General features: G+C 66.9%; 25 protein-coding genes. 14 read left to right on the top strand and 11 right to left on the bottom strand.

The window, feature by feature from the left end:
* Nucleotides 1–3: 3 nt before the first annotated feature.
* Both E3T43_RS04535 and pdhA read right to left on the bottom strand, forming a co-directional pair.
* Nucleotides 4–1,023 carry an alpha-ketoacid dehydrogenase subunit beta gene (locus E3T43_RS04535; protein WP_134471503.1) on the bottom strand — a complete coding sequence of 340 codons (1,020 nt, stop codon included), beginning with the start codon at nt 1,021–1,023 and terminating at the stop codon, nt 4–6.
* The gene (gene pdhA, locus E3T43_RS04530) at nt 1,023–2,099 is read right to left on the bottom strand and encodes a pyruvate dehydrogenase (acetyl-transferring) E1 component subunit alpha (RefSeq protein WP_134442971.1); all 1,077 of its coding nucleotides are present in this window, start codon (nt 2,097–2,099) and stop codon (nt 1,023–1,025) included. Before pdhA ends, E3T43_RS04535 begins: the two co-directional genes overlap by 1 nt.
* Before the next feature lie 167 nt (nt 2,100–2,266).
* Between pdhA and E3T43_RS04525 the strand changes: the two genes are divergently transcribed.
* From E3T43_RS04525 to E3T43_RS04495, 7 genes are all read left to right on the top strand, one after another.
* A complete protein-coding gene (locus tag E3T43_RS04525; RefSeq protein ID WP_134442970.1) occupies nt 2,267–2,974 on the top strand; it encodes a metalloregulator ArsR/SmtB family transcription factor in 708 nt (235 codons plus the stop codon).
* A gap of 106 nt (nt 2,975–3,080) precedes the next feature.
* The gene (locus E3T43_RS04520) at nt 3,081–6,845 is read left to right on the top strand and encodes a nitrate reductase subunit alpha (RefSeq protein ID WP_134442969.1); all 3,765 of its coding nucleotides are present in this window, start codon (nt 3,081–3,083) and stop codon (nt 6,843–6,845) included.
* The gene (narH, locus tag E3T43_RS04515) at nt 6,845–8,545 is read left to right on the top strand and encodes a nitrate reductase subunit beta (RefSeq protein ID WP_134471502.1); all 1,701 of its coding nucleotides are present in this window, start codon (nt 6,845–6,847) and stop codon (nt 8,543–8,545) included. The genes E3T43_RS04520 and narH overlap by 1 nt, the downstream gene beginning before the upstream one ends.
* Nucleotides 8,542–9,276 carry a nitrate reductase molybdenum cofactor assembly chaperone gene (gene narJ, locus E3T43_RS04510; protein WP_241978808.1) on the top strand — a complete coding sequence of 245 codons (735 nt, stop codon included), beginning with the start codon at nt 8,542–8,544 and terminating at the stop codon, nt 9,274–9,276. Before narH ends, narJ begins: the two co-directional genes overlap by 4 nt.
* 17 nt (nt 9,277–9,293) lie before the next feature.
* Nucleotides 9,294–10,052 (top strand): respiratory nitrate reductase subunit gamma, encoded by a 759-nt coding sequence (gene narI / locus E3T43_RS04505; RefSeq protein ID WP_134442967.1) that lies wholly within the window; start codon nt 9,294–9,296, stop codon nt 10,050–10,052.
* A gap of 9 nt (nt 10,053–10,061) precedes the next feature.
* Nucleotides 10,062–10,412, top strand: coding sequence for a DUF488 domain-containing protein (locus E3T43_RS04500; protein ID WP_134442966.1), 351 nt, complete (start codon nt 10,062–10,064; stop codon nt 10,410–10,412).
* A gap of 168 nt (nt 10,413–10,580) precedes the next feature.
* On the top strand, nt 10,581–11,966 hold the full coding sequence (locus E3T43_RS04495) for a dicarboxylate/amino acid:cation symporter (protein ID WP_370449866.1): 1,386 nt from the start codon (nt 10,581–10,583) through the stop codon (nt 11,964–11,966).
* Between the two features lie 116 nt (nt 11,967–12,082).
* Here the strand turns inward: E3T43_RS04495 and E3T43_RS04490 are convergent, their stop codons facing one another.
* The 3 genes from E3T43_RS04490 to E3T43_RS04485 form a co-directional block, all read right to left on the bottom strand.
* A complete protein-coding gene (locus E3T43_RS04490; protein WP_134471500.1) occupies nt 12,083–13,312 on the bottom strand; it encodes an NAD(P)/FAD-dependent oxidoreductase in 1,230 nt (409 codons plus the stop codon).
* A 202-nt stretch (nt 13,313–13,514) separates the two neighbouring features.
* The gene (locus E3T43_RS18650) at nt 13,515–13,688 is read right to left on the bottom strand and encodes a hypothetical protein (protein WP_166791231.1); all 174 of its coding nucleotides are present in this window, start codon (nt 13,686–13,688) and stop codon (nt 13,515–13,517) included.
* Between the two features lie 80 nt (nt 13,689–13,768).
* On the bottom strand, nt 13,769–15,094 hold the full coding sequence (locus E3T43_RS04485) for an MFS transporter (protein WP_134471499.1): 1,326 nt from the start codon (nt 15,092–15,094) through the stop codon (nt 13,769–13,771).
* A 356-nt stretch (nt 15,095–15,450) separates the two neighbouring features.
* Between E3T43_RS04485 and E3T43_RS04480 the strand changes: the two genes are divergently transcribed.
* Both E3T43_RS04480 and E3T43_RS04475 read left to right on the top strand, forming a co-directional pair.
* The gene (locus E3T43_RS04480) at nt 15,451–15,966 is read left to right on the top strand and encodes a molybdenum cofactor biosynthesis protein B (RefSeq protein ID WP_092448274.1); all 516 of its coding nucleotides are present in this window, start codon (nt 15,451–15,453) and stop codon (nt 15,964–15,966) included.
* Nucleotides 15,967–16,016: 50 nt separating this feature from the next.
* Nucleotides 16,017–16,448 (top strand): molybdenum cofactor biosynthesis protein MoaE, encoded by a 432-nt coding sequence (locus E3T43_RS04475; protein WP_241978807.1) that lies wholly within the window; start codon nt 16,017–16,019, stop codon nt 16,446–16,448.
* A gap of 121 nt (nt 16,449–16,569) precedes the next feature.
* On the opposite strand, the gene E3T43_RS04470 is transcribed toward E3T43_RS04475, so the two are convergent.
* The 6 genes from E3T43_RS04470 to E3T43_RS04445 form a co-directional block, all read right to left on the bottom strand.
* Nucleotides 16,570–16,809, bottom strand: coding sequence for a MoaD/ThiS family protein (locus E3T43_RS04470; protein WP_092448272.1), 240 nt, complete (start codon nt 16,807–16,809; stop codon nt 16,570–16,572).
* Complete coding sequence (locus E3T43_RS04465) at nt 16,809–17,081, bottom strand: DUF6457 domain-containing protein (protein ID WP_134469632.1); 273 nt, start codon at nt 17,079–17,081, stop codon at nt 16,809–16,811. Before E3T43_RS04465 ends, E3T43_RS04470 begins: the two co-directional genes overlap by 1 nt.
* A 5-nt stretch (nt 17,082–17,086) precedes the next feature.
* The gene (locus tag E3T43_RS04460) at nt 17,087–17,920 is read right to left on the bottom strand and encodes a molybdenum cofactor guanylyltransferase (RefSeq protein ID WP_134471497.1); all 834 of its coding nucleotides are present in this window, start codon (nt 17,918–17,920) and stop codon (nt 17,087–17,089) included.
* A gap of 102 nt (nt 17,921–18,022) precedes the next feature.
* Nucleotides 18,023–18,538, bottom strand: a complete 516-nt coding sequence (moaC, locus tag E3T43_RS04455; RefSeq protein WP_134471496.1) for a cyclic pyranopterin monophosphate synthase MoaC — start codon at nt 18,536–18,538, stop codon at nt 18,023–18,025.
* Nucleotides 18,535–19,926: a gephyrin-like molybdotransferase Glp gene (glp, locus tag E3T43_RS04450; RefSeq protein WP_134471566.1), complete on the bottom strand. Its 1,392-nt coding sequence runs from the start codon at nt 19,924–19,926 to the stop codon at nt 18,535–18,537. The genes moaC and glp overlap by 4 nt, the downstream gene beginning before the upstream one ends.
* A gap of 232 nt (nt 19,927–20,158) precedes the next feature.
* Nucleotides 20,159–21,454, bottom strand: coding sequence for a ThiF family adenylyltransferase (locus E3T43_RS04445; RefSeq protein ID WP_134471495.1), 1,296 nt, complete (start codon nt 21,452–21,454; stop codon nt 20,159–20,161).
* Between the two features lie 316 nt (nt 21,455–21,770).
* Here E3T43_RS04445 and E3T43_RS04440 point away from each other — a divergent pair, with 316 nt between their 5' ends.
* From E3T43_RS04440 to E3T43_RS04420, 5 genes are all read left to right on the top strand, one after another.
* On the top strand, nt 21,771–22,175 hold the full coding sequence (locus E3T43_RS04440; protein WP_092448266.1) for a molybdopterin-binding protein: 405 nt from the start codon (nt 21,771–21,773) through the stop codon (nt 22,173–22,175).
* Nucleotides 22,172–22,969 (top strand): molybdate ABC transporter substrate-binding protein, encoded by a 798-nt coding sequence (modA, locus tag E3T43_RS04435; protein WP_134471494.1) that lies wholly within the window; start codon nt 22,172–22,174, stop codon nt 22,967–22,969. Before E3T43_RS04440 ends, modA begins: the two co-directional genes overlap by 4 nt.
* 277 nt (nt 22,970–23,246) lie before the next feature.
* On the top strand, nt 23,247–24,029 hold the full coding sequence (locus E3T43_RS04430; protein ID WP_134471493.1) for an ABC transporter permease: 783 nt from the start codon (nt 23,247–23,249) through the stop codon (nt 24,027–24,029).
* Between the two features lie 241 nt (nt 24,030–24,270).
* Nucleotides 24,271–25,509, top strand: coding sequence for a sulfate/molybdate ABC transporter ATP-binding protein (locus E3T43_RS04425; RefSeq protein WP_241978806.1), 1,239 nt, complete (start codon nt 24,271–24,273; stop codon nt 25,507–25,509).
* Nucleotides 25,510–25,745: 236 nt separating this feature from the next.
* Nucleotides 25,746–26,258 (top strand): DinB family protein, encoded by a 513-nt coding sequence (locus E3T43_RS04420; RefSeq protein ID WP_134442954.1) that lies wholly within the window; start codon nt 25,746–25,748, stop codon nt 26,256–26,258.
* Nucleotides 26,259–26,275: the final 17 nt, after the last annotated feature.

The following is a 26,275-nucleotide window of genomic DNA, read 5'->3' as shown; positions in this document are numbered from 1 at the left end:
CTCCTACTTGTCGTTCGGGGTAGTTGAGATGTTGAGTACTTCGCGCACGACCTTGGCGAGGTCGGCGGCGCTGGGAAGCGCGGCCTTCTCGAGGGCCTTGGCGTAGGGCAGCGGAACCTCGGCGGCGGCGACGCGGCGCACGGGGGCGTCGAGAAAGTCGAACACGCCCTCGCCGATGGTCGCCGAGATCTCGGCGCCGATGCCGTAGCTGAGCCAGTCGTCTTCGAAGACGACGGCGTGGCCGGTCTTGCGAACCGAGGCGCAGATGGTCTCGCGGTCCAGCGGACGCAGGCTGCGCAGGTCGACGACCTCGATTGACAGGCCCTCAGCTTCGAGCTGATGGGCCACCTCGAGGGCGGTCGTGGTGCCGCGCGAGTAGCTCACGATGGTGAGGTCGGTGCCGGTTTTGACGACCGCAGCCTTGCCGATCTCGGCGACCTGTTCGCCGTCGGGAACCTCGCCCTTGGCGCTGTACAGCGAGAGGTTCTCCAGAAAGATCACCGGGTCGTCATCGCGAATCGCCGCGGTCAGCAGCGCCTTCGCGTCGGCCGGGGTCGACGGGGCGACGACCTTGAGCCCGGGAATGTGCGCGTACCAGACCTCGAGGTTCTGCGAGTGGGTTGCGGCGAGCTGCTGGCCGCCACCACCGGGCATGCGAATGACCAGCGGAATGGAGACCTGACCGGCGAACATCGAGCGCATTTTGGCGGCGTGGTTCACGATCTGGTCGATCGCGATGAGGCTGAAGTTGATGGTCATGATCTCGACCACGGGACGCATACCGAGCATCGCGGCGCCGAGGGCCGCGCCCACGAACCCCTCCTCGGCGATCGGGGCGTCGAGCACCCGATCGGGTCCAAAGTCTTCGAGCAGTCCGGCGGTGATCTTGTATGACCCCTCGAACACCCCGATCTCTTCGCCGACCAGAAAGACCTTCTCGTCACGCTCGAGTTCGGCGCGCAGGGTCTCATTGAGTGCCTGGCGGTAGGTGATCGTGCGGGTTGTTGCTACTTCGGTAGTCATCACAGTGCGTCCATAACGGGTTCTCCGGGCAAAGCGGATGGCGCATTCGCCACCGGGGTTGCGTATACATACTTGAACAGGTCGGCGACCTCGGGCTCGGGGCTCTCGTCGGCGAAGTCGACCGCCTCAGAAACGCGCACGTCGGCGGCCTCGTCGATGGCGGCGGCATCCGCTTCACTGAGCACGCCGGAGGCGATCAGCTCGGTGCGAAAGCTTGGTACCGGGTCGGACTGCTGGGCGATCGTGGTGTCTTCGGGCGAGCGGTAGCGGGCCGGGTCGACGACGGAGTGGCCGCGCAACCGGTAGCACATGACCTCGAGCAGCACCGGCTGGCGGGATTCGCGAGCCTGCTTCAGGGCGTCGCGGGCGGCATCGCGCACGGCGAGAACGTCATCCCCGTCGACCCGGATACCGGGCATGCGGTACGACGCGCCGCGCTTGTACAGATCGGGTTCAGCGGATGCCTTCTCCACCGTCGTTCCCATGCCGAGGCCGTTGTTGACGATCACGTAGACGATCGGAAGCTTCCACAGGCCGGCCAGGTTGAGCGATTCGTGGAACGCACCGATGTTGGTGGTGCCGTCGCCGAGCAGGCACATCACGGCGGCAGCGTCGGGGCCGGCCGTTTCCTGATATTTCAGGGCGAGCGCGGCGCCGGTGGCCGGGGGAATCTGCCCGCCGACGATGCCGTAGCCGCCGAGCAGGCGCGCCTCGGCGTCGAACAGGTGCATCGAGCCGCCACGTCCGCCGGAGACGCCGGTGACCTTGCCGAACAGCTCGGCCATCACGCGCTCGGGGGAGAGGCCGCGCATCAGGGCGTAGCCGTGGTCGCGGTAGCCGGTGAACAGGTAGTCGCGGGTCTCGATGGCGGCCATCAGACCGACGACTGTTGCTTCTTCGCCGAGGTTCAGGTGGCAGTAGCCGCCGATTTTGGCGCGAGCATACATCTCGCTGGAGCGCAGCTCGAAGGCCCGCACCAGCGACATCCGTTCGTAATAGTCACGCAGGATGTCTGCGGGTTCACCGCCAGTGGACTCGACTACTGCCTTTGGTCGCGTGCGGGCTTTTGCCGCCATGTGGTCCCACTTCCTGCGTGTTTCGTATGTTAAGACTATTACTTTGCGTTGAATGATTTGCTTCCCAGCCGCTCAGCCGGAGAATCTGCGGCGGGAGGGAGAGAAAGTGACAGTTTCTGCTGCTGCCCCCTGCAGTTGATTCACGCCTGGGAGGTCATAATGGAGTCATGGCCGCCCAACCTCCGAGTTACAAAACGCTCGCCAGTCTGAGCCGCATGAACCTGCTCTTTCAGCTGCAAAGTCGCGGAACGATGACGGTCAACGACCTCGCCGAAGCCGCTGGCCTGCACCCCAACACTGCCCGCGAACACCTCGATCGCCTGATCAACGACGGTTTCGTCACCTGTGCGCCCGAGCCGCGCGACAGCAAGGGTCGCCCGAAGATGCTCTACAGTGCCGCCGGCGGGGTCAGTACCGAACTCGGTTCGATTCGCGCCCGCAAGATCGAGGCCGCGCAGGAGCGTGCCGAGCAGTTGAGACGTATGCTGCTGCTTCTTCCTGCAGGCCAGCCCGCCTTGGCCGGCTGCACCGGCCCCGCAGCCCGGCGTCAGCTCGATGCCCTCGACGACCACCTGGATCAGGCCGGCTTCGATGCGAGCGTCGCCGCCAACGGTGAACAGGTCAACCTGCACGACTGCCCGTACTCGGAGATGGTCAAGGATCACCCCGAGGTCTGCGGCGTGCACTACCGGTTGATTCAAGGAGTGCTGGAGCAGGCCGACGGCCCCCTTCGCGCAGTCGGCCTGAACCTCATCGACGCCCCGCATCTCTGCGTGATCGACGTGGCTCCCCTTCCCGCTGAACGCGAGAGCGCAAAAAGTGCCCGATTGGACACCTCAAACGGGCACTTTTTGCGCTCTCGCGAACCGGGGTAAAACATTATTACCGGCACTTTGCGGTTGTCGGCCGCGGGGGGCACCGGCTTAGCTCGTTCTGAGGGGGAATAGCGCTTCGGCATTCCCCGGCAGGCAAGGGGCAGCCGTGAAAACACGCACAACGAGCACCACCAGCAAGCCCGGTACCGACGGTCCGGTCGCCGATTCGCTGCTCAAGCTCGGTCGCTTTCTGCGTCGCGGCGAAACCAGCGAGGACCTGCGCAGCGTGTTCAAGACCGGCGGCCGCGCCGCCGACGCGTTCTACCGTGACCGCTGGACCCACGACAAAGAGGTGCGCAGCACCCACGGCGTGAACTGCACCGGCAGCTGCTCCTGGAAGGTGTACGTCAAGGACGGCATTATCACCTGGGAAACCCAGCAGACCGACTATCCGAGTGTTGGCCCCGATTCACCCGAATACGAGCCCCGAGGCTGCCCCCGCGGCGCCGCGTTCAGCTGGTACACCTACTCGCCCACCCGGGTGCGGTACCCCTACGTTCGCGGCGTACTGCTGAACCTCTTCCGCGAAGCGAAGGCCCGTCTCGGTGACCCCGTGCTGGCCTGGGCTGAGATCACCGGCAACCCCGAAACTGCCCGCCAGTATAAAAGCGCCCGCGGCCAGGGCGGCCTGGTTCGGGCCAGCTGGGACGAAGCCGCCGAGATCGTCGCCGCCGCCCACGTGCACACCATCAAGCAGTACGGGCCAGACCGGGTGGTCGGCTTCAGCCCGATTCCGGCCATGTCGATCGTGTCGCAGGGCGTCGGCAACCGCTTCATCTCGCTGCTCGGCGGCACCATGCTCTCGTTCTACGACTGGTACGCCGACCTCCCCGTCGCCAGCCCGCAGGTGTTCGGCGACCAGACCGACGTGCCCGAATCGGCCGACTGGTGGAACTCCAGCTACCTCATCATGTGGGGCTCCAACGTTCCCGTCACCCGCACCCCCGATGCGCATTTCATGGTCGAGGCCCGCTACCGCGGCCAGAAGGTCATCACCGTCTCGCCCGACTACGCCGACAACTCCAAGTTCGCCGACGAGTGGCTCGCCGTGCACCCCGGAACCGACGGTGCCCTCGCCCTGGCCATGGGCCACGTCGTGCTCAAGGAGTTTCTGGTCGACCGCCGCACCCCGCGCTTCGTCGACTATATGAAGAAGTTCAGCGACTCGTCCTACCTGATCGCGCTCGTTCCGCGCCAGGATGCCTGGGTTCCCGGCAAGTTTCTGACGGCCGACGCGCTGCCTGGCACCGACGCATCCGTTTCAAGCGCAGCCTTCAAGACGGTCATGCTCGACGAGAACGGTGAGGCCTTCGTGCCGAACGGGTCGATCGGGCACCGGTTCAGCGAGGCCGACAAGGGCAAATGGAACCTCGACCTCGAGGGCCGCGACCCACTCCTTTCCATAGCGGATGCCCCCGACTACGACGGTCGCTCTGTCGCGATCGACCTGCCCCGCTTCGACGAAACGCCCGATGTTGACAGCCCCGCCGGGCAGCAGGAGGCCCAGCAGCACGCCGGAGCCGCCGGCATCGTGCGCCGCGGCGTGCCCGTGCGCGAGGTCGCCGGTGTGTTCGTGACGACCGTGTTCGACCTGCTGCTCGCTCAGTACGGCGTCGGCCGCGACGGCCTGCCGGGGGAGTGGCCAACCGGCTACGACGACGCCTCCACTCCAGGCACCCCCGCCTGGCAAGAGGAGATCACCTCGGTGCCGTGGCAGGCCGCGGCGCGCATCGGCCGGGAATTCGCGCAGAACGCCGAGGACTCCGAGGGCCGGTCGATGATTTTGATGGGCGCCGGCACCAACCACTGGTTCCACTCCGACACCATCTACCGGGCCTTTCTCGCGCTCACCACCATGACCGGCTGCCAGGGCGTGAATGGCGGCGGCTGGGCCCACTATGTCGGCCAGGAAAAGGTGCGTCCGCTCACCGGGTACGGCCAGTACGCTTTCGGACTGGACTGGGTGCGGCCGCCGCGCCAGATGATCGGCACCGGCTTCTTCTACCTCGCCACCGACCAGTGGCGGTACGACGGCCTGAGCGCAGACACCCTCGCCAGCCCGCTCGGCGCCGGGATATTCAAGGGACGCACCACCGCGGACACCATGGTCGAATCGGCTAAGCGCGGCTGGATGCCCAGCTACCCCACTTTCAACCGCAACTCGCTCGACTTGGTCGACGACGCGATCGCCGCTGGTCAGGAACCGGCCGAGTACGTCGTCGATTCGTTGAAGGACGGCTCGCTCGAGTTCTCCTGCGAAGACCCGGACGCGCCCGAGAACTTTCCGCGGGTGCTCGTGGTGTGGCGGGCCAACGTGCTCGGCTCCTCGGGTAAGGGCAATGAGTATTTTCTCAAGCACCTGCTCGGGGCGCCGTCCGCCGTGCGCGCCGTCGAGTCCATGCCGGCGCGCCGCCCGCAGACCATGAAATGGCATGAGAGTGCGCCGGAAGGCAAGCTCGACTTGTTGGTCACGAGCGATTTCCGCATGACCTCTACGACCATTTACAGTGACGTGGTCTTGCCGCCGGCCACCTGGTATGAGAAAAACGATCTCTCGACGACGGATATGCATCCGTTTATTCACTCGTTCAACCCCGCGATCGCGCCGCCGTGGCAGGCCAAGACCGACTTCGACATCTTTCACGTGCTCGCCGCCAAGATCTCCGAGATGTCCGTCACGCACCTCGGCGTGCGCAAAGACCTGGTCGCAGCGCCTCTGCAACACGACACCCCCGACGGCATGGCCACACCGCACGGCACCGTGCTGAACAACCAGCCGCTCATCCCCGGTGTCACCATGCCGAAGCTCGTCGTGGTGGAACGTGATTACCCGGCGTTCGCCGCGCAGCTTGGCGCGCTCGGGCCACTCACCGAAAAGCTCGGCATGGTCACCAAGGGAGTGAAATTCAACCCCGACGTTGAGGTTGCCTACCTCGGCAAGAAGAACGGTCTCGTGGTTGACGGCCCGGCCGCCGGCCGTCCGCGACTGTCGACCGCCATTCACGCTTGTGAAATGGTGCTCGCGCTCTCGGGAACGACCAATGGTCGTCTCGGCACCCAGGGTTTTCGGCAGCTCGAGGAACGCACCGGTGTGAAGCTGGCCCAGCTGGCCAGCGACAACGAGGGTCGGCGCTTCTCCTACCCGGATGTCCAGGGCGCGCCGGTCCCGGTGCTCACCTCCCCGGAATGGTCCGGCTCAGAGCACGGTGGTCGCCGCTACAGCGCCTTCACCATCAACGTCGAACATCTGAAGCCCTGGCACACCCTCACCGGACGCCAGCATTTCTACCTCGATCACGACTGGATGATCGAATTGGGTGAGCAGCTGCCGATCTTTCGGCCGCCGCTCGATATGCACCGCCTGTTCGACGACTCCATCGTCGGCGCGACCAGTAAGGCCCCGACCGGACACGCCGAGGTCGCCGTGCGCTACCTGACCCCGCACTCGAAGTGGTCGATCCACTCCGAATACCAGGACAACCTGCTCATGCTCTCGCTGTCCCGCGGCGGGCCGACCATCTGGATGAGCCCGCAGGACGCCGACAAGATCGGAGTGCGCGACAACGAGTGGATCGAGTCGTACAACCGCAACGGCGTCGTTGTGGCGCGGGCGATCGTGTCGCACCGCATGCCGGAGGGCACGGTGTACATGTATCACGCGAAGGACCGCACGATCAACGTGCCGGTGGCCGAAACCAGCGGTATACGTGGCGGGACCAACAACTCGCTCACCCGCATCCTCTTGAAACCGTCTCATCTGATCGGCGGTTACGCCCAGCTGTCCTTCGCCTTCAACTATCTCGGCCCGACCGGGAACCAACGCGACGAGGTCACCGTGATTCGTCGTCGCAGCCAGAAAGTGGACTACTAATGCGTGTCATGGCCCAGATGTCGATGATCATGAACCTCGACAAGTGCATCGGGTGTCACACCTGCTCGGTCACCTGCAAGCAGGTGTGGACCAACCGCACCGGCGTCGAGTACGCCTGGTTCAACAACGTGGAGACGCGGCCCGGCCTCGGCTACCCGCGCGAATACGAAAACCAGGAGAAGTGGAAGGGCGGCTGGGTACGCAACAAGCGCGGCCGGCTGCGGCTCAAGGCCGGCGGACGGCTGAAGAAGCTTTCGCAGATCTTCAACAACCCCAACCTGCCGCAGATCGACGACTACTACGAGCCGTGGACCTACGACTACGACATGCTCACCACGGCTCCGGCCGGCACCCAAAGCCCGGTCGCCCGCCCGAAATCGCTCTTGACCGGCCAGGACATCGACATCAAATGGTCGGGCAACTGGGACGACGACCTCGGCGGCTCGCAGGAGACCGCGAGCTCGGACCCGATCCTCGCCACGATGAGCGAGAAGGTGAAGATGGAGTTCGAAGAAACTTTCATGTTCTACCTGCCGCGCATCTGCGAGCACTGCCTGAACCCCGCCTGCGTCGCCGCCTGCCCCTCCGGCGCCATGTACAAGCGTGAAGAAGACGGCATCGTGCTTGTGGACGAAGACGGATGCCGCGGCTGGCGCATGTGCGTCTCCGCTTGCCCTTATAAGAAGGTGTACTTCAACCACAAAACGGGCAAGGCCGAAAAGTGCACGCTCTGCTACCCGCTGATCGAGCAGGGCAAGCCCACCATCTGCTCCGAAACCTGTGTCGGACGTCTGCGTTACCTTGGCCTCATGCTGTACGACGCCGACGCGGTGCTCGAAGCGGCCTCGATCGAAAACGAGCACGACCTGCTTGACGCCCAGCGTGCCTGCTTTCTCGACCCGTTCGATCCCGAGGTCATCGCCGCCGCCATGGCGGAGGGCATGGCCGACGACTGGATCGAAGCCGCCCAGAACAGCCCCATCTACAGGCTCATCTCCGAGTACGAGATCGCCCTGCCGCTGCACCCGGAATACCGCACCATGCCGATGGTCTGGTACATCCCCCCGCTGTCCCCGGTCGTCGACGTCGTGAGCAACTCCGGCAGCGACGGCGAAGACGCGCGCACCCTGTTCGCCGCGATCGACAAACTGCGCATCCCGGTGGAATACCTCGCCGGGCTGTTCTCGGCCGGCGACGTCGTTCCGGTCGAGCTGTCGCTGCGCAAGCTCGCCGCGATGCGCGCCTATATGCGGGGCATCAACCTCGGCAACGAGCCAGACGAGCGCATCCCGAACGCTGTCGGCATGACCGGCGAGACCATCACGGCCATGTACCGGCTGCTCGCGATCGCCAAGTATGAAGACCGTTACGTCATTCCGAAGGCGCACGTTGAGACCGCGCGGGAGCTCGACGAGCTCGGCTGCTCGCTCTCCAATGACGGCGGCCCAGGGATGGGCGGCCCGCGCGAGCACGCCGGCCCGCACAACGGCGGCGACGCCGGCCCCGCGGGCCCGTACAGCAATACCCCCGGCATGCCGCTGAACGCGACCGTCGACAACTACAACCAGATGGTCGGCGACTCGCCGATCATCAAGACCCGCCCAGTGACCCCTGGCCGGGTCAACCTGCTCAACTGGACTGGTGGCGGGGTGCCGAAGGGCATGTTCCCGCCCAAAGCGGATGCCGGGAGCGCGGCATGAGCGCCGCCACCCGCCTTCCTGCGGCACTCGCTGCGCGGGTGAATTTCGGCTTTCGGGCGCCGAAGGTGGCCCCGCGGTTCATGGCAGCCGTGCCGCTCACGCCCGAGCACGGCGTTATCGCGCACATGGCGGCGTCGATTCTGCTGGACTACCCCACGCCCCAGCGGCAGCGGCAGTTTTCGCTGGTGCGTTCAGGCGTTATTCAACTGCCCGAACCGCTGCGGGAGGCGTTCGTCGCGTTCTTCACGGCGATCGACGGCTGGAGCGAGCAGGAGCTCGCCACCCATTTCACCGCGATCTTCGATCTGAAGCGCAAATGCTGCCCGTACCTCACCTACTACGCGGCCGGCGATACTCGTCGCCGCGGCATGGCGCTGGTGCGTTTTGTCGAGGCGTATCGGGCGGCCGGCTGGCAGGTCGACGCCGACGAACTGCCGGATTACCTGCCGATGGTGCTGGAGTTCTCGGCGCTGTCGGACTCGCCGATCGCTCAGGAACTACTCGCCGCGCACCGCGACGGCATCGAGGTTCTGCGTGCGGCGCTGGAGAAATTCGATAGCCCGTACGCGCACCTGGTGCGCGCCGTGTCGCTGTCGTTGCCCGAGATCGATGATGAAACCCGCGAACGCTACCTGGACCTCGTCAACGAGGGGCCGCCGACCGAGACGGTCGGCATGACCTACCTCGGCAATTTGAAGCCGTTTTCCGTGCACGCGAATGAGGCCAGATAGAAATGGGTACTGAGAGTATGACCGCCTGGGATTACCTTCTCTGGGTCGCCTTTCCCTACGCCGCCTCCGGTGTGTTCGTGGTCGGGCATCTGCTGCGCTACCGCTACGACCAGTTCGGCTGGACGTCGCGATCGAGCCAGACCTACGAGAACCGACTGCTGCGCTGGGGCTCGCCGATGTTCCACTACGGCATGCTCATGGTGATCGGCGGGCACGTCGTCGGCCTGTTCATCCCGAAGCCGTGGCTCGAGTTCTTCGGGGTGACCGAGCATATCTATCACCTCGGGGCGACCTGGCTGGGAACCTTTGCGGCCGTACTCACGGTGGCTGGCCTCGCCATTTTGATCTACCGGCGACGCCTGACCAAACGGGTGCTGCTCGTCACGACGGTCATGGACAAGGTCATGTACGTGTTCCTGGCCAGCACGATCTTGTGTGGCACCACGGCGACGGTGCTGTACCAAATCTTCGGCGGCGGCTACGACTATCGTGGGTCGATTTCGCCGTGGATCCGCTCGCTGTATGGCTTTCAGCCCGATCCCTCGCTCATGAGCGACGTGCCGTTCTTCTTTCAGCTGCACGTGCTCACCGCGACGACGCTGTTTCTGCTCTGGCCGTTCACCCGGCTGGTGCACGTGTTCTCGGCGCCGCTCGGCTACCTCGTTCGCCCTTACGTCGTTTACCGTTCGCGCGATGACCCCCGCGGTGCCGGGTCGCGGCCGCCGCGGCGCGGCTGGGAGAAGAGCGAACGCCCGCTCGAACGCACACGAAAGTAGGCTGTTTTCATGGTGCGTATTAAGAGGGTGTACGACGAGGCATCCACTGACGACGGATGCCGGGTGCTGGTTGATCGACTCTGGCCGCGCGGTGTCTCGAAGGAGCGCGCCAAGCTCGACGAGTGGCTCAAAGATGTCGCGCCGTCGCCGAAGCTGCGCACCTGGTGGAAGCACGACCCGGAGCGAATGGATGAGTTTGCGCTGCGTTATCGCGCCGAACTCGACTCTGTGGCGGCGACCCAGGTGGCGGTCGCGGCGTTGCGCGCGCTCATCGCCGAGGGTGTCACAACCCTGGTCTACGGAGCCAAGGACCCGCACGTGAACCACGCTCGAGTGCTCGCGGAGTACCTCGCGGAGTAATCGGCGTATTGCCACAATGGGCCGAAGCGGAATAGTGCGCCGCCATTTGGGCTTGCAGCTAGAGCCGCCCACACGCGAACACTCGCCTCAACGAGTACTGGCCGGCCCGGGGAACGGGGCAGTCGAGCGTGCGCGGTACCACGAATGGCAACAGAAAGTGTCGTACTAGTGACTTCAGCAGATCGCGTCAGCACCAGCAGAATCCCCAAATGGGTACGCTCCTTCGGCGTTCAGATCATCGCCGCACTCATTATTGGCCTGGGCCTTGGGCTGCTCGCCAAATACACCGGTAGCACCGAAGAGAGCCCGACCGGTCTCGGCGCCACGCTGAAAATCATCGGATCGAGCTACGTCTCGCTGCTGCAGGCGGCCGTCGTGCCACTCATCTTTACGGCCGTGGTCAGCTCCATCGCCAATCTGCGCCAGGTATCCAACGCGGCGAAGCTGGCCTGGAACACCCTGCTCTGGTTCGCCATCACCGCGCTGATCGCCGTTGTGATCGGTATCGGCCTGGGCGTTCTGATCAAACCGGGTGCCGGAACCGGCATGGCCGAGGCCGGCGAGTACGCCGGCCGAACCGGCGATTGGTGGGCCTTTTTGACCGGGTTGTTCCCTAAGAACTTCCTCGGTCTGGGCGCGAGCACCAGCGTCGTTGACGGCACCGCGACCACCAACATCAGCTTCAACGTATTGCAGATTTTGGTCATCGCCATTGTGGTGGGAATCGCGGCGTTGAAGGTGGGCAAGCTGGCCGAACCCTTCCTCAACCTGAACGCATCCGCTCTGGCGGTTATTCAGAAAGTGCTCTGGTGGATCATTCGAATCGCACCGCTCGGCACGATCGGCCTGATCGGCAACGCGGTTGCGGTCTACGGCTGGGACACCATGGGGTCGCTCGGCAAGTTCGCGGTCACCATCTACATCGGCCTGGTACTCGTATTGTTCGTCGTCTACCCGGTGCTGATCAAATCGCACGGGCTGTCCGTGAGGCAGTACTTCTCCGGCGTGTGGCCGGCGGTGCAGCTCGGGTTCGTGTCGCGCTCCTCCATCGGCACCCTGCCGTTGACCCAGCGCGTGACCGAGCGCAGCCTCGGTGTACCCCGCGCCTACGCATCCTTCGCCGTTCCGCTCGGAGCCACGACCAAAATGGATGGCTGCGCGGCGATCTATCCGGCCGTCGCCGCCATTTTCGTGGCCCAGTTCTTCGGCATTCAGCTGGACCTCACCCAGTATCTGCTGATCGTGCTCGTCTCCGTGCTGGGGAGCGCAGCGACCGCCGGTACCACGGGCGCCGTCGTCATGCTGACGCTGACCCTGTCCACTCTGGGACTGCCGCTGGCCGGGGTGGGCCTGCTGCTGGCCATCGACCCGATCATCGACATGGGTCGCACCGCTGTCAACGTCGCTGGCCAGGCGCTCGTGCCCACGATTGTGGCCAAGCGCCAGGGCATCCTGGACGAGACGCTCTACAACGCCCCGCGCACCGCGCAGCCGTTCACGGACGACGCCGCCGCGGAGTCGGCGCCGAGCGAGCTGGCCGACACGCGGGCCTAGCTCACTCGCGCTGCTCGTTGAGCGAGGAGCGAGCTAGCGAGCGATCGCGATCATGCGTGGATCTCGACCGCTCGTTCCTCGCGCCTCGACCGACTGGTGGCCTCGACCAGCGAAGCCTAGACCTGGTCGAGGGGAATGGATTCGTCGGCGAGGCGAGCGGGATCGACCGGCTCGCCCCGACGAATCAGAGCCTGAACGGTGTCATTGACGTCCCAGACGTTGACGTTCATGCCCGCGACGACGCGGCCGGTCTGCTGCCAGAACACGATGAACTCGCGGGAATCCCGGTTGCCGCGGTAGACCAGCTCGGTGCCGTCGGTCAAGATGCCGAATCCGGAATATTCCATGCCGAGGTCGAACTGGTCGGTATAGAAGTAGGGAATGGCATCGAACGAAACGCTCTGGCCGAGCATCGCTCGGGCCGCGGCCGGACCGCCGTTCAGGGCATTCGCCCAGTGCTCGCTGCGCAGCCGCTGCCCAATAAGCGGATGCTCCGCGTTGGCCACGTCGCCCGCCGCGAACACGTGGGGATCGCTGGTTTCCAGGCTCGCGGTGACCAGGATTCCATTGTCGACTGCGAGCCCCGCCTTTTCGGCCAGTTCCACGTTCGGAACCGCACCGATGCCCACCAGAACGAGGTCGGCCGGCACGGTTTCGCCGCCGGCCAGGAGCACCCCGGTGACCCGGCCATCCGTTCCGACCAGGCTTTCGACGGTCACGGAGCGGCGGATGACCACGCCGTTGCGCTCGTGCAGGCTCGCGAACAGGTCGCCGAGCTCGTCGCCCAGCGCCGCAGCAAGCGGTACCGGGCCACGTTCCAGGATGGTGACCTCGTTGCCGAGGGTGCGGGCGGTTGCGGCGACCTCCAGGCCGATCCAACCGGATCCCACGACTACGAGTCGCTTGCCGCCGTCAGCCAGAACGGAGTGCAGCAGGTCGGAGTGGTCGAGGGTGCGCAGGTAGTGCACTCCGCCGAGGTTTGCACCCGGCACCGTCAGGCGTCGCGGCCGGGATCCCGTGGTCAGGAGCAGCCGGTCGTAGCTCAGTTGCGCGCCGTCGTCGGTGTCGAGGAGGTGCGCGCTGAGGTCGAGGCTCACCGCCCGGGTGCCGGAATGCAGCTGCACCTCATGGTCGGGGTACCAGCTCGCACTCTGCACGTAGACGGAGTCGCGTTCGGCCGTGCCAGCCAGGTAGTCCTTCGACAGCGGCGGGCGAATGTACGGACGGTGTTCCTCAGCTCCGATCAGGTGAATCTCCCCGTCGAAGCCTTCTTCGCGCAAGGCTCGGGCAGCGCTCGCCCCCGCGAGGGACGCCCCCACAATCACAAAATTCTGCTGGTCGGCCATGTGTGGTCCTTCCTCAGGGGTGTGCTCTGACTGTACGAGGGTTTGGCGGTTTGGTCGAGGTGCGGCTGTGCCGGCCGCGCGCGCTACGCGGGACTTGCGCCTCCCGCGCAGCGGCACATCCCCCGCGCGATCGCTCGAGACCGCCATCGCCCAATGGTGGCTGCCCGCGGGGCGGCATCCGTTTAAAAGAGGATGCCAGGTTTCAGCTCGGCGCGACCAGGGTGTCGCAGCGCCAGCAGGTGGCGGGCAGCTCGCCCGGAACGAATGCACCACACTCCGGGCAGACCTGTTCGAGCCAGCAGGCTGGGTCGCCACCGATCGGGTTGCCGCCGATTGCTGCATCGTCGATCGTTTCAGCGTCGTCGTGTGTGGTCATCGTTTCAGTATGGCCCTGGGCCGGGAAAGACCCGAAGCCCCCCGCTGGAGGAGGAGGGGGCTCCGGGTGGGAGTCGAGCGTCAGCTCGGGTGGGGTGCGCCGGGACGCGCGTAGTAGAACCAGGCCAGTCCCGTGCAGAGCACGCAGAATACCGTGCAGCCGATGAAAAAAGTGGTCGGGCTCATGGCTGTGAGGGCCATTCCCACGATGAATGGGCCGAAGGCGGCGATCGCGGCGGTCCAGCCGATCGCGCCGCCGGCCTGGCGCTTGGGGAAGATCATCGGCATCTGCTTGAACGTGCCAGCGTTGGCGAGGCCGGAGAAGAAGAAGATGATGATCATGCCGGTGAGAAAGCCCTTGAACTCGTCGACGCTGGTCGGGGTGAGGAAGAACACCGTGACCAGGGTGCCGACGGCCATGCCGGCGCCGCCGATGAAGGTGAAGATGGCGCCGCCGAACCGGTCGCAGAGCGGGCCACACGCTGCACGCACGAGGGCGCCGACGACCGGTCCGATGAAGGCGAAGGCGAGCGGGTTGGGCGCATCGGGGAAGTCGCCGTAGACGTTGAGGATAATGAGGCCCATTTGGGCCGCCAAGCCGCTGAACGCGCCGAAACTCATGAGGTAGATGAGCGTCATGATCCAGGTGTGCTTGACCGTGAAGATGTCCATCTGCTGCCGAAAGTTCGCCTTGATCGGCACTTTACGTAGAAAAATGAGAGCGAGGGCGACCGCGAGCAGCACCCAGGGGATGAGCACGAGGCCGCCGTTGTGCAGCCAGACCAGTTCGCCGTTTGAGTCACTCTCCGGGGTGAGCACCGCGGTGCCGAGCAGGCCGAAGCCGACGACCCAGGGGGTGAGCAGCTGGATCAGTCCGATGCCGAAGTTGCCGAGCCCCGCCTGCAGGCCGAGGGCCGTTCCGGCGAGGCGCTTGGGAAAGAAATAGCTGGTCGAAGCCATGAAACCGGAGAAGCTGCCGCCGCCGATACCGGCTGCGAAGGAGAGCGCGAGCAGCACCCAGTACGGCGTCGACACGTCGCGGGCGACCAGGGTCCAGCCGATCATGGGCAGCAGCAGGAGCGCACTGGAGAGGGCGACGAGGATGCGGGTGCCGAGAATCGGCGGCAGGAACATGAAGACGAGGCGCAGCAGGCCACCGGCCAGGCCGGGCAGCGCGACGAGCCAGTACAGCTGGCTGATGCTCAGGTCGAAGCCGATGTCGTTCAGCCGCGGAGCGATCGCGCTGACCAGATACCAGGCGGCGAAGCCGAGGGTCATGCTGAACGTGGTGATCCACAGGGTACGCCAGGCGAGGTGTGAATCCCAGGTCTCTTCGTTTTCCGGATCCCAGTTCGAGAGGTCCGGCTTCAGCGTGGACGTGACGCGTGGTGGTGAGACGGTTGACATGGTTTCCTCGGCTGGTTGGTAGGGCAGCAGGCCCGCTTAGTAGCCAGCTTGTTCGCTTGCCGGTGCCGACGCATCGCGCAAACGCCGTGAAAAATGATTCGGAGCGAAGCGGATGTCGGCGGCCCGGTGCGATCGCGTCCGCGGTCGCACCCCTTCCTTGATCGAGCTTGCCGTCGACCAAGGTGATTGAGCCGGGGGTCGCCGGCATCCGCTTCGCGCTGTGGCGCGGCTGGAGTCTGTCTGTGGTCCGTCCCCTCCGTTCATCGAGCTTGCCGAGATCGCCATCGACCAACGTGACCGGGTCTGGGGTCGCCGGCATCCGATTCTCCCCGGGCGGGCCGCGGTACTCTAGAACGGTGAAAACTCAGCTCAAACTTGGGGCCGAACTCGGGGCCGTCGTGATCACCGTGTCTGATCGCTGTTCGCGCGGCGAACGCGAAGACAGGTCCGGCCCGGCCGTCGTCGATGCGCTCGGCGAGGTCGGCATTCCGTGCGGGCCGCCCCGGGTCGTCCCCGACGGAATTGAAAGTGTGGCTGGCTCTATTTCGGCGGCGCTCGCTGACGGCTCCCGCCTGGTCGTGACGACCGGTGGCACGGGCGTATCGGCGCGCGACCTGACGCCCGAGGGCACGGCGACGGTGCTGCACACGATTCTTCCGGGCATTTCCGAGCGGATGCGCGCGATCAGCGTCGCGACGATTCCCACCGCGGTGCTGTCCCGCGGCATAGCGGGCATCGCCGATTCGGTCGGCAACAACGGAGCCCTGGTGGTGAACCTGCCGGGTTCAGTTGGCGCGGTGCGGGACGGTGTGGCCATACTCGCGCCGCTCGTGCGGCACATCATCGACCAGCTCGACGGCGGCGACCACTGATGGGGGCACGTGCATCGGACGCGGATTTCTCGGACGCGGATTCTTCGGGTGTGGGCCGCGCATCGGTCGGCTTCGCCCGTGTCACCGAGTCGCTGCTCGACGTCACCGAGCACGTTTCGGCCGTTTCGGGCGTTTCCCACGGTGCCGTGGTGACGTTCATCGGACAGGTGCGGGACCACGATCCTGACGCCGTCGGGCGGGTGACGGGCCTGGACTACAGCGCGCATCCCGACGCGGGGCGCATTATCGTTGAGATTGCCGAGCGGGTGTTGACGCAGCATCCGCTGGTCGTATTGGCGGTCAGTCACCGCATCGGACACCTCGAGGTCGGCGACCTCGCCCTCGTGGCTGCGGTCGCGAGCGCCCACCGCGGCGACGCCTTTGCGGCCTGCGAAGCCCTCGTCGAGGCCGTCAAGGCAGAGGTCCCGATCTGGAAGAAGCAATACGAGGTCGACGGAACGCACTCCTGGGTCGGTTTGTAGCCTCGCCGACAGCGCTACTTCGCGGGTACCGTTCAGAATCGCGGAGATCTGCTCGCAAGAGACAGTTTCAGCGCTGATCCGGTGCGTTCAGCCGAAAATCTCCGCGGTTGTGAACGGGGTGTTAGCCGCCGGCGAAGGGCGGGAGGACGTCAACGGTGTCGGTCGGCGCGAGCGCAACGGTGTCATCGGCGGCGCGGGCGCCGTTCACCAGCAGCGAGCAGAGGCCGAGCACGCGCACGAACTCGCTGCCGTAGCGTTCGCCGAGCTCGGCGCGCAGCTCGCCGATCGTGCCGGCATCGAGCGTGGCCGTTTCGGTCTGGGCGGCTTCGGCCGCTCCGGCGAAGAACCTCAGGGTGGCCATCACAGTTTTTCGGGAGTCCAGTCGAGGGCGAGTTCGCTCGCGGCGGCGCAGGCGGCCTCAATTGCGGCACCGGTACCCCCATTCTTCGCGGCTGCGAGGCCGATCAGAAAGGTGCTGAGTGGTGCAGCCGGCCGGGCCACATTGTGGGCCACGTCGCGGGCCACGTCGAGCAGGTCGCCGACCGGCACGTCGGCCGGATCGAGCTGGAGCCGGTCGGCGAGGGCGGTCAGCCAGTCGTCGAGCGCTTCGGGAGGCAGCGGTGCTGAACTCATTCTGGTCACTCCTCGGGTCGTGCGTCGGGTACACCGGTCAAACGCGCGGTGCTGCTCTCAACATCCTGCCACGTGTCGACGTCGACCCCGGTTTCGGATTCGTCCATTAGCCCCATGAGCTTCAGCCCCGACAGCAGGTTGCGCATGCTGGCGCCGTTGACGCGATCGCCGAGGCGGTCCACGGCCGCGCGCAGGGCGGGCGCCCGGTAGATTCCGGCGAGCCACTGGGCGTGGCCGGTGTAATCGGTGAGGTGCACGCCGTCGGTCTGTTCACCGATCTCCTCCAGAGCGGATGCCGCGGCGACCAGCAGGCGCGCAGCATCCGCTCCCCACGGAAGATCGCAGGCGAGCACGAGCAGCCAGGTGGCGGGCTCGTCAACGTTCGCTTCGACCTTGGTCGCGCCGTGTGCCTCGCAGTGTACTTCGACGTGTGCTGCGCCGTGCGCCTCGAGCGCGGCGAGGCCGGCCGCGATTCCGGCTACGGGGCCGCCGAACGGTGGGTCTTCGAGTGCCCAGATCAGTGCGGACGGCGTGGCGGTAGCGGCGGCGGGGGTTAGGGCCGTGGTCGTGGCTGCGGGCGACGCGAGATTGGGATCGGGTGCGGGTGCACCTGTCGAGGGTGCGGGGTGCGCGGCGAGCGGAGGCGTGTCGGCGGCGGGCACCGCTGCGGGCGGGCCGACAACGACGGTGTGCCGGGCGACCGGTCGGGCGTCGAGCACCCTGGAGAGCAGAGTGCGCCCGGCCACCTCGACTGCGGGTTTGAGCACGCCGCCGAGGCGGCTGCCACGCCCGCCCGCGAGCACGATGAGGTCAATGGTGAGTGCCGGAAGTGGGCTCATGAGGCGTGCCCTGGGTACGACCGCGCCCGATATGGGTGCGCGCTACGGTAACCGGCATAGCGGCTACCCGTATCGGGCGCGGTCACGGGAGGGAGCATCCGCTTAGCCTTGGCTGCGCAGCCAGTCGCCGGACTTGCCACCGCTCTTGGAGAGCAGCCGCACGTTCTCAATCGTGACGGACTTGTCGAGGCCCTTGACCATATCGACGATGGCAAGAGCCGCGACCGAGACGGCCGTGAACGCCTCCATCTCGACGCCGGTGCGGTCTGCGGTGCGCACGGTCGCGGTGATGCTCACCCGGTCATCCTCGACGATCAGGTCGACGACGGCGCCGTGCACGCCGATGACGTGGGCGAGGGGGAGCAGGTCGGCGGTCTTCTTGGCGCCCTGGATTCCGGCGATGCGGGCCACGGCGAGCACATCGCCCTTGGGGGCAGTGCCGTCGCGGAGCGCCGCGATCACCGTGGCACCGCAGCGCACGAAGCCCGCCGCGGTGGCACTGCGAACGGTCGGAACTTTGTTGGTGACGTCGACCATGCGGGCTTGTCCGGCCGAGTCGAGGTGGGTGAACGGCTGGGTGGGCACTGTCGCGCCGGGAATGTCGGTGGTGTGCGTCATGATGACAGCATGACAGTGATGAGGTCGCCGCCGCGAACGTGAGTCGTGTCTTCGGACACGATGGCAAGACCAGTTGCCTGCGCCAGCCCGGCGACGAGGTGCGAACCCGACCCGCCGCGGGATGCCGGGCGCACCTCGATGTGGGTTCCGTCGGTGCCGGTGTCAGTCCCGGTCTCGGTTCCAGAATCGGTACGGTGCGTGACGATGACGGGCATGTACTGGGCGCGTCCGGGCGGGGAATTCCAGCCGTCGGCGACGGTCGCCGTGATGGTGTGGCGGTGCAGCTCCGGGTGCCCGAGCAGGCGGCGCAGCGCGGGGCGCACGAACACCTCGAACGACACGCAGGCGCTGACCGGGTTGCCGGGCAGGGCGAAGATGAGCGGCCCGGGCACGTTTTCGGTAGCGGGCCAGCGTCCGAACCCCTGGGGCTTGCCGGGTTGCATCTTGACCGGTCCGAAGTGCACGGTGCCGAGGGGTTGTAGTACGGCTTTGACCACGTCGTACGCTCCAACACTGACACCGCCGGAGAGCACGATCACGTCGACCGTTCCGGCCAGGTCGGTGAGCAACGCGCGCAACGTGTCGTCGTCGTCGGGCACGGCGCCCACCCGAATGGCAACGCCGCCGGCTTCGGTGACGGCCGCCGCCAGCAGAAAGGAGTTGGAGTCGGGAATCTGACCGCGCCGGGTCGGGCTGCCGGGGGTGACGAGTTCGCTGCCGGTGGAGATGACCGCGACGCGCGGCGCCGGGTGCACCAGCACAGAGCTGGTTCCGGCGCTCGCCGCTGCGGCGACCCGGGTCGGCCAGAGCACGCTTCCCGCGCCCAGCACGCGGTCCCCGGCGTGGGCGTCTTCGCCGGCGCGGCGCACGTGCGCCGCGGCCGTGGGGGCGCGCACGATGGTGACCCGGTCGGTGCCCTGGTCGGTGTCTTCGATCGGAACGACGGCATCCGCTCCGTCGGGAATCGGCGCGCCCGTCATAATGCGCGCGACCTGCCCGGGCATCAGGTGTGGGTTCTCGGCGGTGCCGGCGGCCAGGTCGGCGACGACGGGCAGGCTGATCGGGTTCTGCGCCGAGGCGCCGAGCAGATCGGCGCGGATAACGGCGTAGCCGTCCATCGCGGAGTTGTCGAACGGAGGAGTATCGGTCGCTGACAGCACGTCCTCGGCGAGCACCAGGCCGCGCGCGGCGTCGAGCGACACGCGCACCGGCACCAGCGGCTTCAGGTCGGCCAGAATGACCGCCAGTTGTTCGGCGACGGTGCGAGCGGATGCGGCCGGCGCGCAGGCATCCGCTCTGTCGGAATGCGTGTGGTCGCGATGAGCGGCGTGCTCGTTTTCGGGCGCCTTCGAGTCCGTGGCGTGGTCGTGCGGCTCCCCGCCGGGCATATCATGTTCATGTTCGTGTTCGTGTTCGTGTTCGTGTTCGTGTTCGTNTGTTCGTGTTCGTGTTCGTGTTCGTGTTCGTGTTCGTGTTCGTGTTCGTGTTCGTGTTCGTGTTCGTGTTCGTGTTCGTGTTCGTGTTCGTGTTCGTGTTCGTTGGCGTGCGCGCCGTCAGCCTGCGCAGGTCGAACCAAGAATTCGTTTGGCACGGCCGTCGAGCCGGGCAGATTCGTCTCGGTCATCGGTTAGTTGTGGCTGTCGGGCTGGCGGGCGCTGCCCTGTTATCCGGAGCCGACGCGTGGCGCCCGGTCGGAGTCGGCTCGAGGGACGGCCAGCGGCTGCCGATGCCGGGCGCGCGTCCGGCCGTGACGAGGTCGTCCCAGGCCACGATCCCGCCGGTGAGCACGGAGACGTCGGTGAATCCGGCCTCGCGCAGCGCGGCAGCAGCGCGGGCGGCTCGCCCCCCGGCGTGGCAGTGCACGATCAGCGGGGTCTCCACCGGGAGGGCGGCCCGGCCGGTGTCGGAGAGTACCCCGTCGGTGAGGAGCTCACCGAGCGGCACTAGTCGGGCCGTCGGAATGGAACTCTCGGCATTCTCGTTCGGCTCGCGCACGTCCAGCACGAGAAAGTTGTCGTTTCCGGCGCGTTGGGCTTCGAGGCGCTCGACGAGTTCGGCACCCGAAACCTCGGCGGTATTCTCTGCGGCGACGCGGGCGGTTTCGGCCGCGACCTCGGCAGCGGTCGGCTCGGCGGCGATGCCGGTTCCGACCAGTGGAATCTCGCTGAATCGGCCGGACAGGGCATCGATCACGAGCACCCGGCCGATCAGCGGGGAGCCGATTCCGGTGATGAGCTTGATGGTTTCGGTCGCCATGAGCGATCCGACCTGGCCGCAGAGAGCGCCGAGCACGCCGGCATCGGCGCAGTTGGGCACTTCACCGTCGGCCGGCGGTGTCGGAAAAAGATCGCGCAGGTGCACTCCGGTGACGCCTGAGCCCGCCGGCGGCGTGGCCCAGAACACCGAAAGCTGGGCATCGAATCGCAAAACGGATGCCCACACCAGCGGCAGTCCGAGCCGCGCGCAGGTGTCGTTCACGAGGAACCGGGTCGGAAAGTTGTCGGTGCCGTCGATGACCACGTCGTAGCCGCCCAGGATCTCGGCGGCGTTATTCGCGACCAGACGCTCGGCGTGCCGAACGACGGTGGTCTCCGGGGCGATATCGGCGATACGCTCGGCGGCGCTGTCTACCTTGGGGCGACCGACATCCGCTTGACCGTGAACGATCTGGCGCTGGAGGTTGCTCGGTTCCACGTCGTCGCCATCGACGATACCGATGGTGCCGACGCCCGCTGCCGCGAGGTAGAGCAGCGCGGGGGAGCCGAGCCCGCCGGCGCCGAGCACGAGAACCCGAGCGTTGGCGAGGCGGCGCTGGCCGAGTTCGTTGAGCTGGGGGAGGCGGCGCTGGCGAGCGGTCCGCACGGATTCGGATGCGCTGAGGCGGTCAACGGGCTCAACGAGGGGAGGAATGGCCATGGCTTAACGCTAGGCGTTGCGCGGCCCCTCGGCCACCCATCCCGCGCGCTCTCCTCTGCCTTCCCATCCGTCCAGCGTGATGTCACGAACCCCATCCGCCCCGGGTCGCCGGCGCCTAACTCCTGCAATTTCTCGCTCCCGGCAGTGCGATGCCCGTATTTACGGGGGCTTGGCCGACCGCCGCGATCAATTTGCAGGAGTTATGCCCCGGTGGTCGGGCTCACTTGGTGGCTTCCTGAATTAGCCACGGCCGATCGCGAAGACAGGGACCCAGACACCGAGTCAAAACCGCAGATGCGGTGCTATCGTGCAATTCATGACGCAATATCGGATCAGTGAGGCCGCCGAGCTGCTCGGCGTTAGTGACGACACCGTGCGCCGCTGGGTCGACGGTGGCCGTCTCGTGGCGGATGCCGATGCATCCGGTCGCCTCGCGGTTGACGGAGCGGCGCTCGCCGCCTTCGCCGTCGACCAGGCGAGCACCCCGGCAGACCCGTCGAGCGTGGGCCGCAGTGCCCGCAACCGCTTCGTCGGCATCGTCACCGCCATCACCATGGACACGGTCATGGCCCAGGTTGAGCTGCAGTGTGGCCCGCACCGCGTCGTCTCACTCATGTCGAGCGAGGCCGTGCGCGAACTCGGGCTCGAGGTCGGGTCGCTCAGCGTCGCCGTGATCAAGGCCACCAATGTGATCGTCGAAACTCCGGGACGGATGCCGTGACCCGCCTCCCCCAGGCCCTCGCCGTTCTGGCCGTGCTCGCCCTGGCCCTCACCGGTTGTGCACCCTCGACCGCCACAGATACCGGGGTAACCGACTCGGCTGCCGCGGGCACTGAACTTGAGCCCCAGACCCTCAGCGTCTATGCCGCAGCGTCGCTCACCGGCGCTTTCGACGAACTCGCGACACTGCTCGAGCAGCAGAATCCGGCCGTCGATGTGCAGCTCACCTACGACGGATCTTCCACCCTCGCCACCCAGATCGCCGCCGGAGCCCCGGCCGACGTGTTCGCGAGCGCCGACCAGAAGAACCTGCAGCCGCTGGCCGACGACGGGCTCGTCGGCCCGGCCACCGTGTTCGCCGGCAACACCCTGCGCATCGCGGTCGCACCGGGCAACCCGCTGCAGATCGACACCCTCGAAGATCTGGCCCGCCCCGGCGTGATCACCGTGCTGTGCGCGGCGCAGGTGCCGTGCGGTGCGGCATCCGCTGCCCTGCTCGCCAACGCCGGTGTCACTCTCACGCCCGCCAGCGAGGAACAGAATGTGACGGCCGTCGTTACCAAAATCGCCGGCGGCGAAGCGGATGCGGGCCTCGTCTACGCGACGGATATCGCCGCCAACCCCGGCCGCATCAACGGCCGGACCCCGGCCGGAGCCGACGCGGTCATCGGGCACTATCCGATCGCGGTCGTGGCGGGCAGCGTGCACGCCGAGGCGGCCCAAGCTTTCGTTGACCTCGTGCTCTCGCCGGCGGGGCAGTCCGTGCTCGCCGCCCACGGATTTCTCGCCCCGTGAGCGTTTCATGCCGACCGGGCCTGGGCCCGGAAACCGGGCCCAGGATAGAACATGGGCCCACCGACCGGGCCCGGGCCCGGACCGGGAGAAACCTCCCGCGGCACATCGCAGGCTGCGACGAAACGGCTACCGTTCGCGGATACGGGATCGCCCGCCTGGGCCCACCTTATGCAACCGGGCCAATGATCGAACATGGGCCCGCTTTCCGGGCCCGGGCCCGGGAAGCAATGCTCAGACACGTCACTCCCTCTGGACCGAGCACCGGGCACGGTCGCGCATGATTCCGCGCCTGCTCTACCTGCCCGCGAGCATCGGCCTTGGACTGCTCGTGCTGCCGCTCGCCGGTCTGCTGTTCAAGGTCGACTGGCCCGGCCTCCCCTCCCTGCTCCTCTCGCCGGAAGCCCTGCAGCCGCTGGGACTGTCGCTCGCGACGGCATCCGTTTCGACGCTGCTCTGCCTGCTGTTCGGCGTGCCGCTCGCCGTTGTTATCGCCCGGTCGCGGCCGCGCGTCGCCGGCCTGTTGCGCGCACTCGTGACCGTGCCGCTCGTGCTGCCCCCGCTGGTCGGCGGCATCGCGCTGCTCTCCCTGCTCGGACGCGGCGGCGTGCTCGGCAGCACCCTCGAACTGGTCGGGCTGCGCATTCCGTTCACGACCGCGGCCGTCGTCCTGGCGCAGACCTTCGTGGCCTTGCCGTTTCTCGTGATCGCCGTCGAGGGTGCGCTGCGCACCGCCGGCACCCGCTACGAGAGGGTCGCCGCGACCCTCGGCGCCCATCGCGGCACCGTCTTCGCCCGCATTACGCTGCCGCTTGTCGGCCCCGGGCTACTGGCCGGCACCGTTTTGAGCTTCGCCCGCGCCCTCGGCGAATTCGGCGCGACCGCCCTATTCGCCGGCAACCAGGCCGGAGTCACCCGCACCATGCCGCTCGCCATCTACACCGCCTTCAACGGTTCGGGCGTCACGACCGACCAGGCCGTCGCCCTGTCGCTGCTGCTGATCGCGGTCGCCGTGATCATTCTCGTGCTGGTCGGAACCCGCCGAGCGAGCGTACTGTCGTGACCATCCCGAAAACGGATGCCGCTGGCCGCGCCAGCTCCGCCGACACACTCCGGCTGGGGCGCACGTTTCGACCGTGCGCGCCGGTGTCACCGAGGGCAGTCGGCCGCGCCCAGCCCGAGAGCCGACGTCAGCCGATCGGGACAACGAACCAGGAAAGAGCTCGAAACGTGACCGTGAAGCCGACCTTGTTCCCGGCAGGGATGGACCTCCGAATCGCTGGCCAAAGTCGGAGCCCGCTCTCGTGACTCCCGCTCTCTGGAAATCCGCCGCCAACGACCTCCTCACCGCCACCCTGCACCTCACCCGCGACTCGTTCACGCTCGACCTGAAGCTCGCTCTCGCGCCGGGCGAAGTGCTCGCCCTGCTCGGCCCGAATGGCTCAGGCAAGTCGACCGTGCTCGAGCTGCTCGCCGGCCTCGCGACGCCCGACTCCGGAACCGTCACGATCGACGGCGCAGTCCTTACCGCGCCCGGCCGATTCATTGCGCCGGAAAAAAGGGCCATCGGGCTCCTCGGGCAGGAGCCCCTGCTCTTTCCTCATCTCAGCGCTCGCAACAATATCGCCTTCGCCCTGCGCGTCGGCGAAGCACATTTGAACGCCGCCGAGGCCCGAAAACAGGCCGACCGCTGGCTCGACCGCGTTGGTTTGCACAGCCTCGGCGAGAGCAAGCCCGGCGCTCTCTCCGGCGGGCAGCAGCAGCGCGTCGCCCTCGCCCGCGCGCTCGCCGCCGGCCCGCGCGTGCTGTTGCTCGATGAGCCGATGGCCGCCCTCGATGCCGAAACTGCGCCGCTTATGCGCCAACTCATCCGCGAGCAGCTCGCCGACACCGGCACGAGCGCCATCATCGTCACCCACGACATCGTCGACGCGGTCGTGCTCGCGGATCGCGTCGCCGTGCTGCACGACGGCGCGCTCATCGACGAGGGCACGACCGCCGCGGTACTCGCCGCCCCGCGCAACCCGTTCGTCGCGGCCCTCGCCGGCGTTAATCTCGTCGTCGGCACCGTGCAGAACGGGGCAATTGTCGCCCCCGACGGTCGCATCTTTTCGGTGCGCCCAACGGATGCCGCCGGCCTCTCGTCCACTGTTCCCTCCGTCACCCCCCGCGCCTCCGCAGCCGTTCCCGTCTCCACCTCGACCGTCGAGGCCTCGAGCGCAGAGGCACCCGCCTCCGCAACTCCGATCGCTGACGCCCTGGCCAACACGTCGGACCAGAACGCACCCGCCGCCGCGGTCTTTCGCCCGGCATCCGTTGTCGTGCAGACCGAACAGCCGCGGCATGCCAGCCCGCGCAATGTCTGGTCGGCGCGGGTGACCGGCATCGAACCGGGCAGCGGCGGAGTGCGCCTGCGCACGAGCGGCGACCCCGAGGTCATCGCCGAACTCACCCCCGCCGCGGTCGCCGACCTCGGTCTGCAGGTCGGCTCAACCGTCTGGCTGTCGGTTAAAGCCACCGAAGTGAGCGCCTACCGCCGCTGACACTGACACTGCTATCGCCGCTGTTACCGCCGCTGTTACCGCCGCTGTTACCGCCGCTGTTACCGCCGCTGTTACCGCCGCCGGTGGCCCGGGCCTGGCGCACAACCGCCGCCTTCCGGGCCGGGAAGGCGGGCCCTGGGCCCAGCTTAGAATCTGGCCCCAAGTTCCGGGCCCCGAATGCAGTGGGCGCACGACAGTCGCCCGCGGTACGGTGGCAGAACCGACCGAGGAGATTTATGATCCCGTCCGAACTGCTCATCGAAGAGTTTTCCCGTATCCAGGGATATGTAGGTGCGACCCTGAAAAACGCTACCGTCGCCACCCTCACGTATCGAGCGGATGCCGACGCCAACACCATCGCCTGGCTCATCTGGCACCTGTCCCGCGTGCAGGACGACCACATCGCCGACCTGGCGGGCACCGCGCAGGTGTACACCGGGCAGGGCTGGGCCGAACGATTCGACCTTCCGTTCGGGCCGACGGCCACCGGCTATGGCCACACCTCTGCCGAAGTCGGCACCGTTCGCGCCGACGCTGAACTGCTCGTCGGCTACTACGACGCCGTGCACACCGCGACCGTGGCGTACCTGGGTACCCTCGTCGAGGCCGATCTCGACCGGGTCATCGACGAATCCTGGACCCCCGCCGTCACCGTCAGCGTGCGCCTCGCGAGTGTGCTCTCCGACGACCTGCAGCACGCCGGCCAGGCCGCCTTCGTGCGCGGTCTCGCCGATCGCGCCGCCGTCTAGCGCCCCGGCGTCTGCAG

Source organism: Cryobacterium sp. Hh7 (genome assembly GCF_004403155.1).
GTDB lineage: Bacteria > Actinomycetota > Actinomycetes > Actinomycetales > Microbacteriaceae > Cryobacterium > Cryobacterium levicorallinum.
The sequence above is the reverse complement of the archived record's forward strand: the minus strand, read 5'-3'. Positions and strand labels throughout refer to the sequence as shown.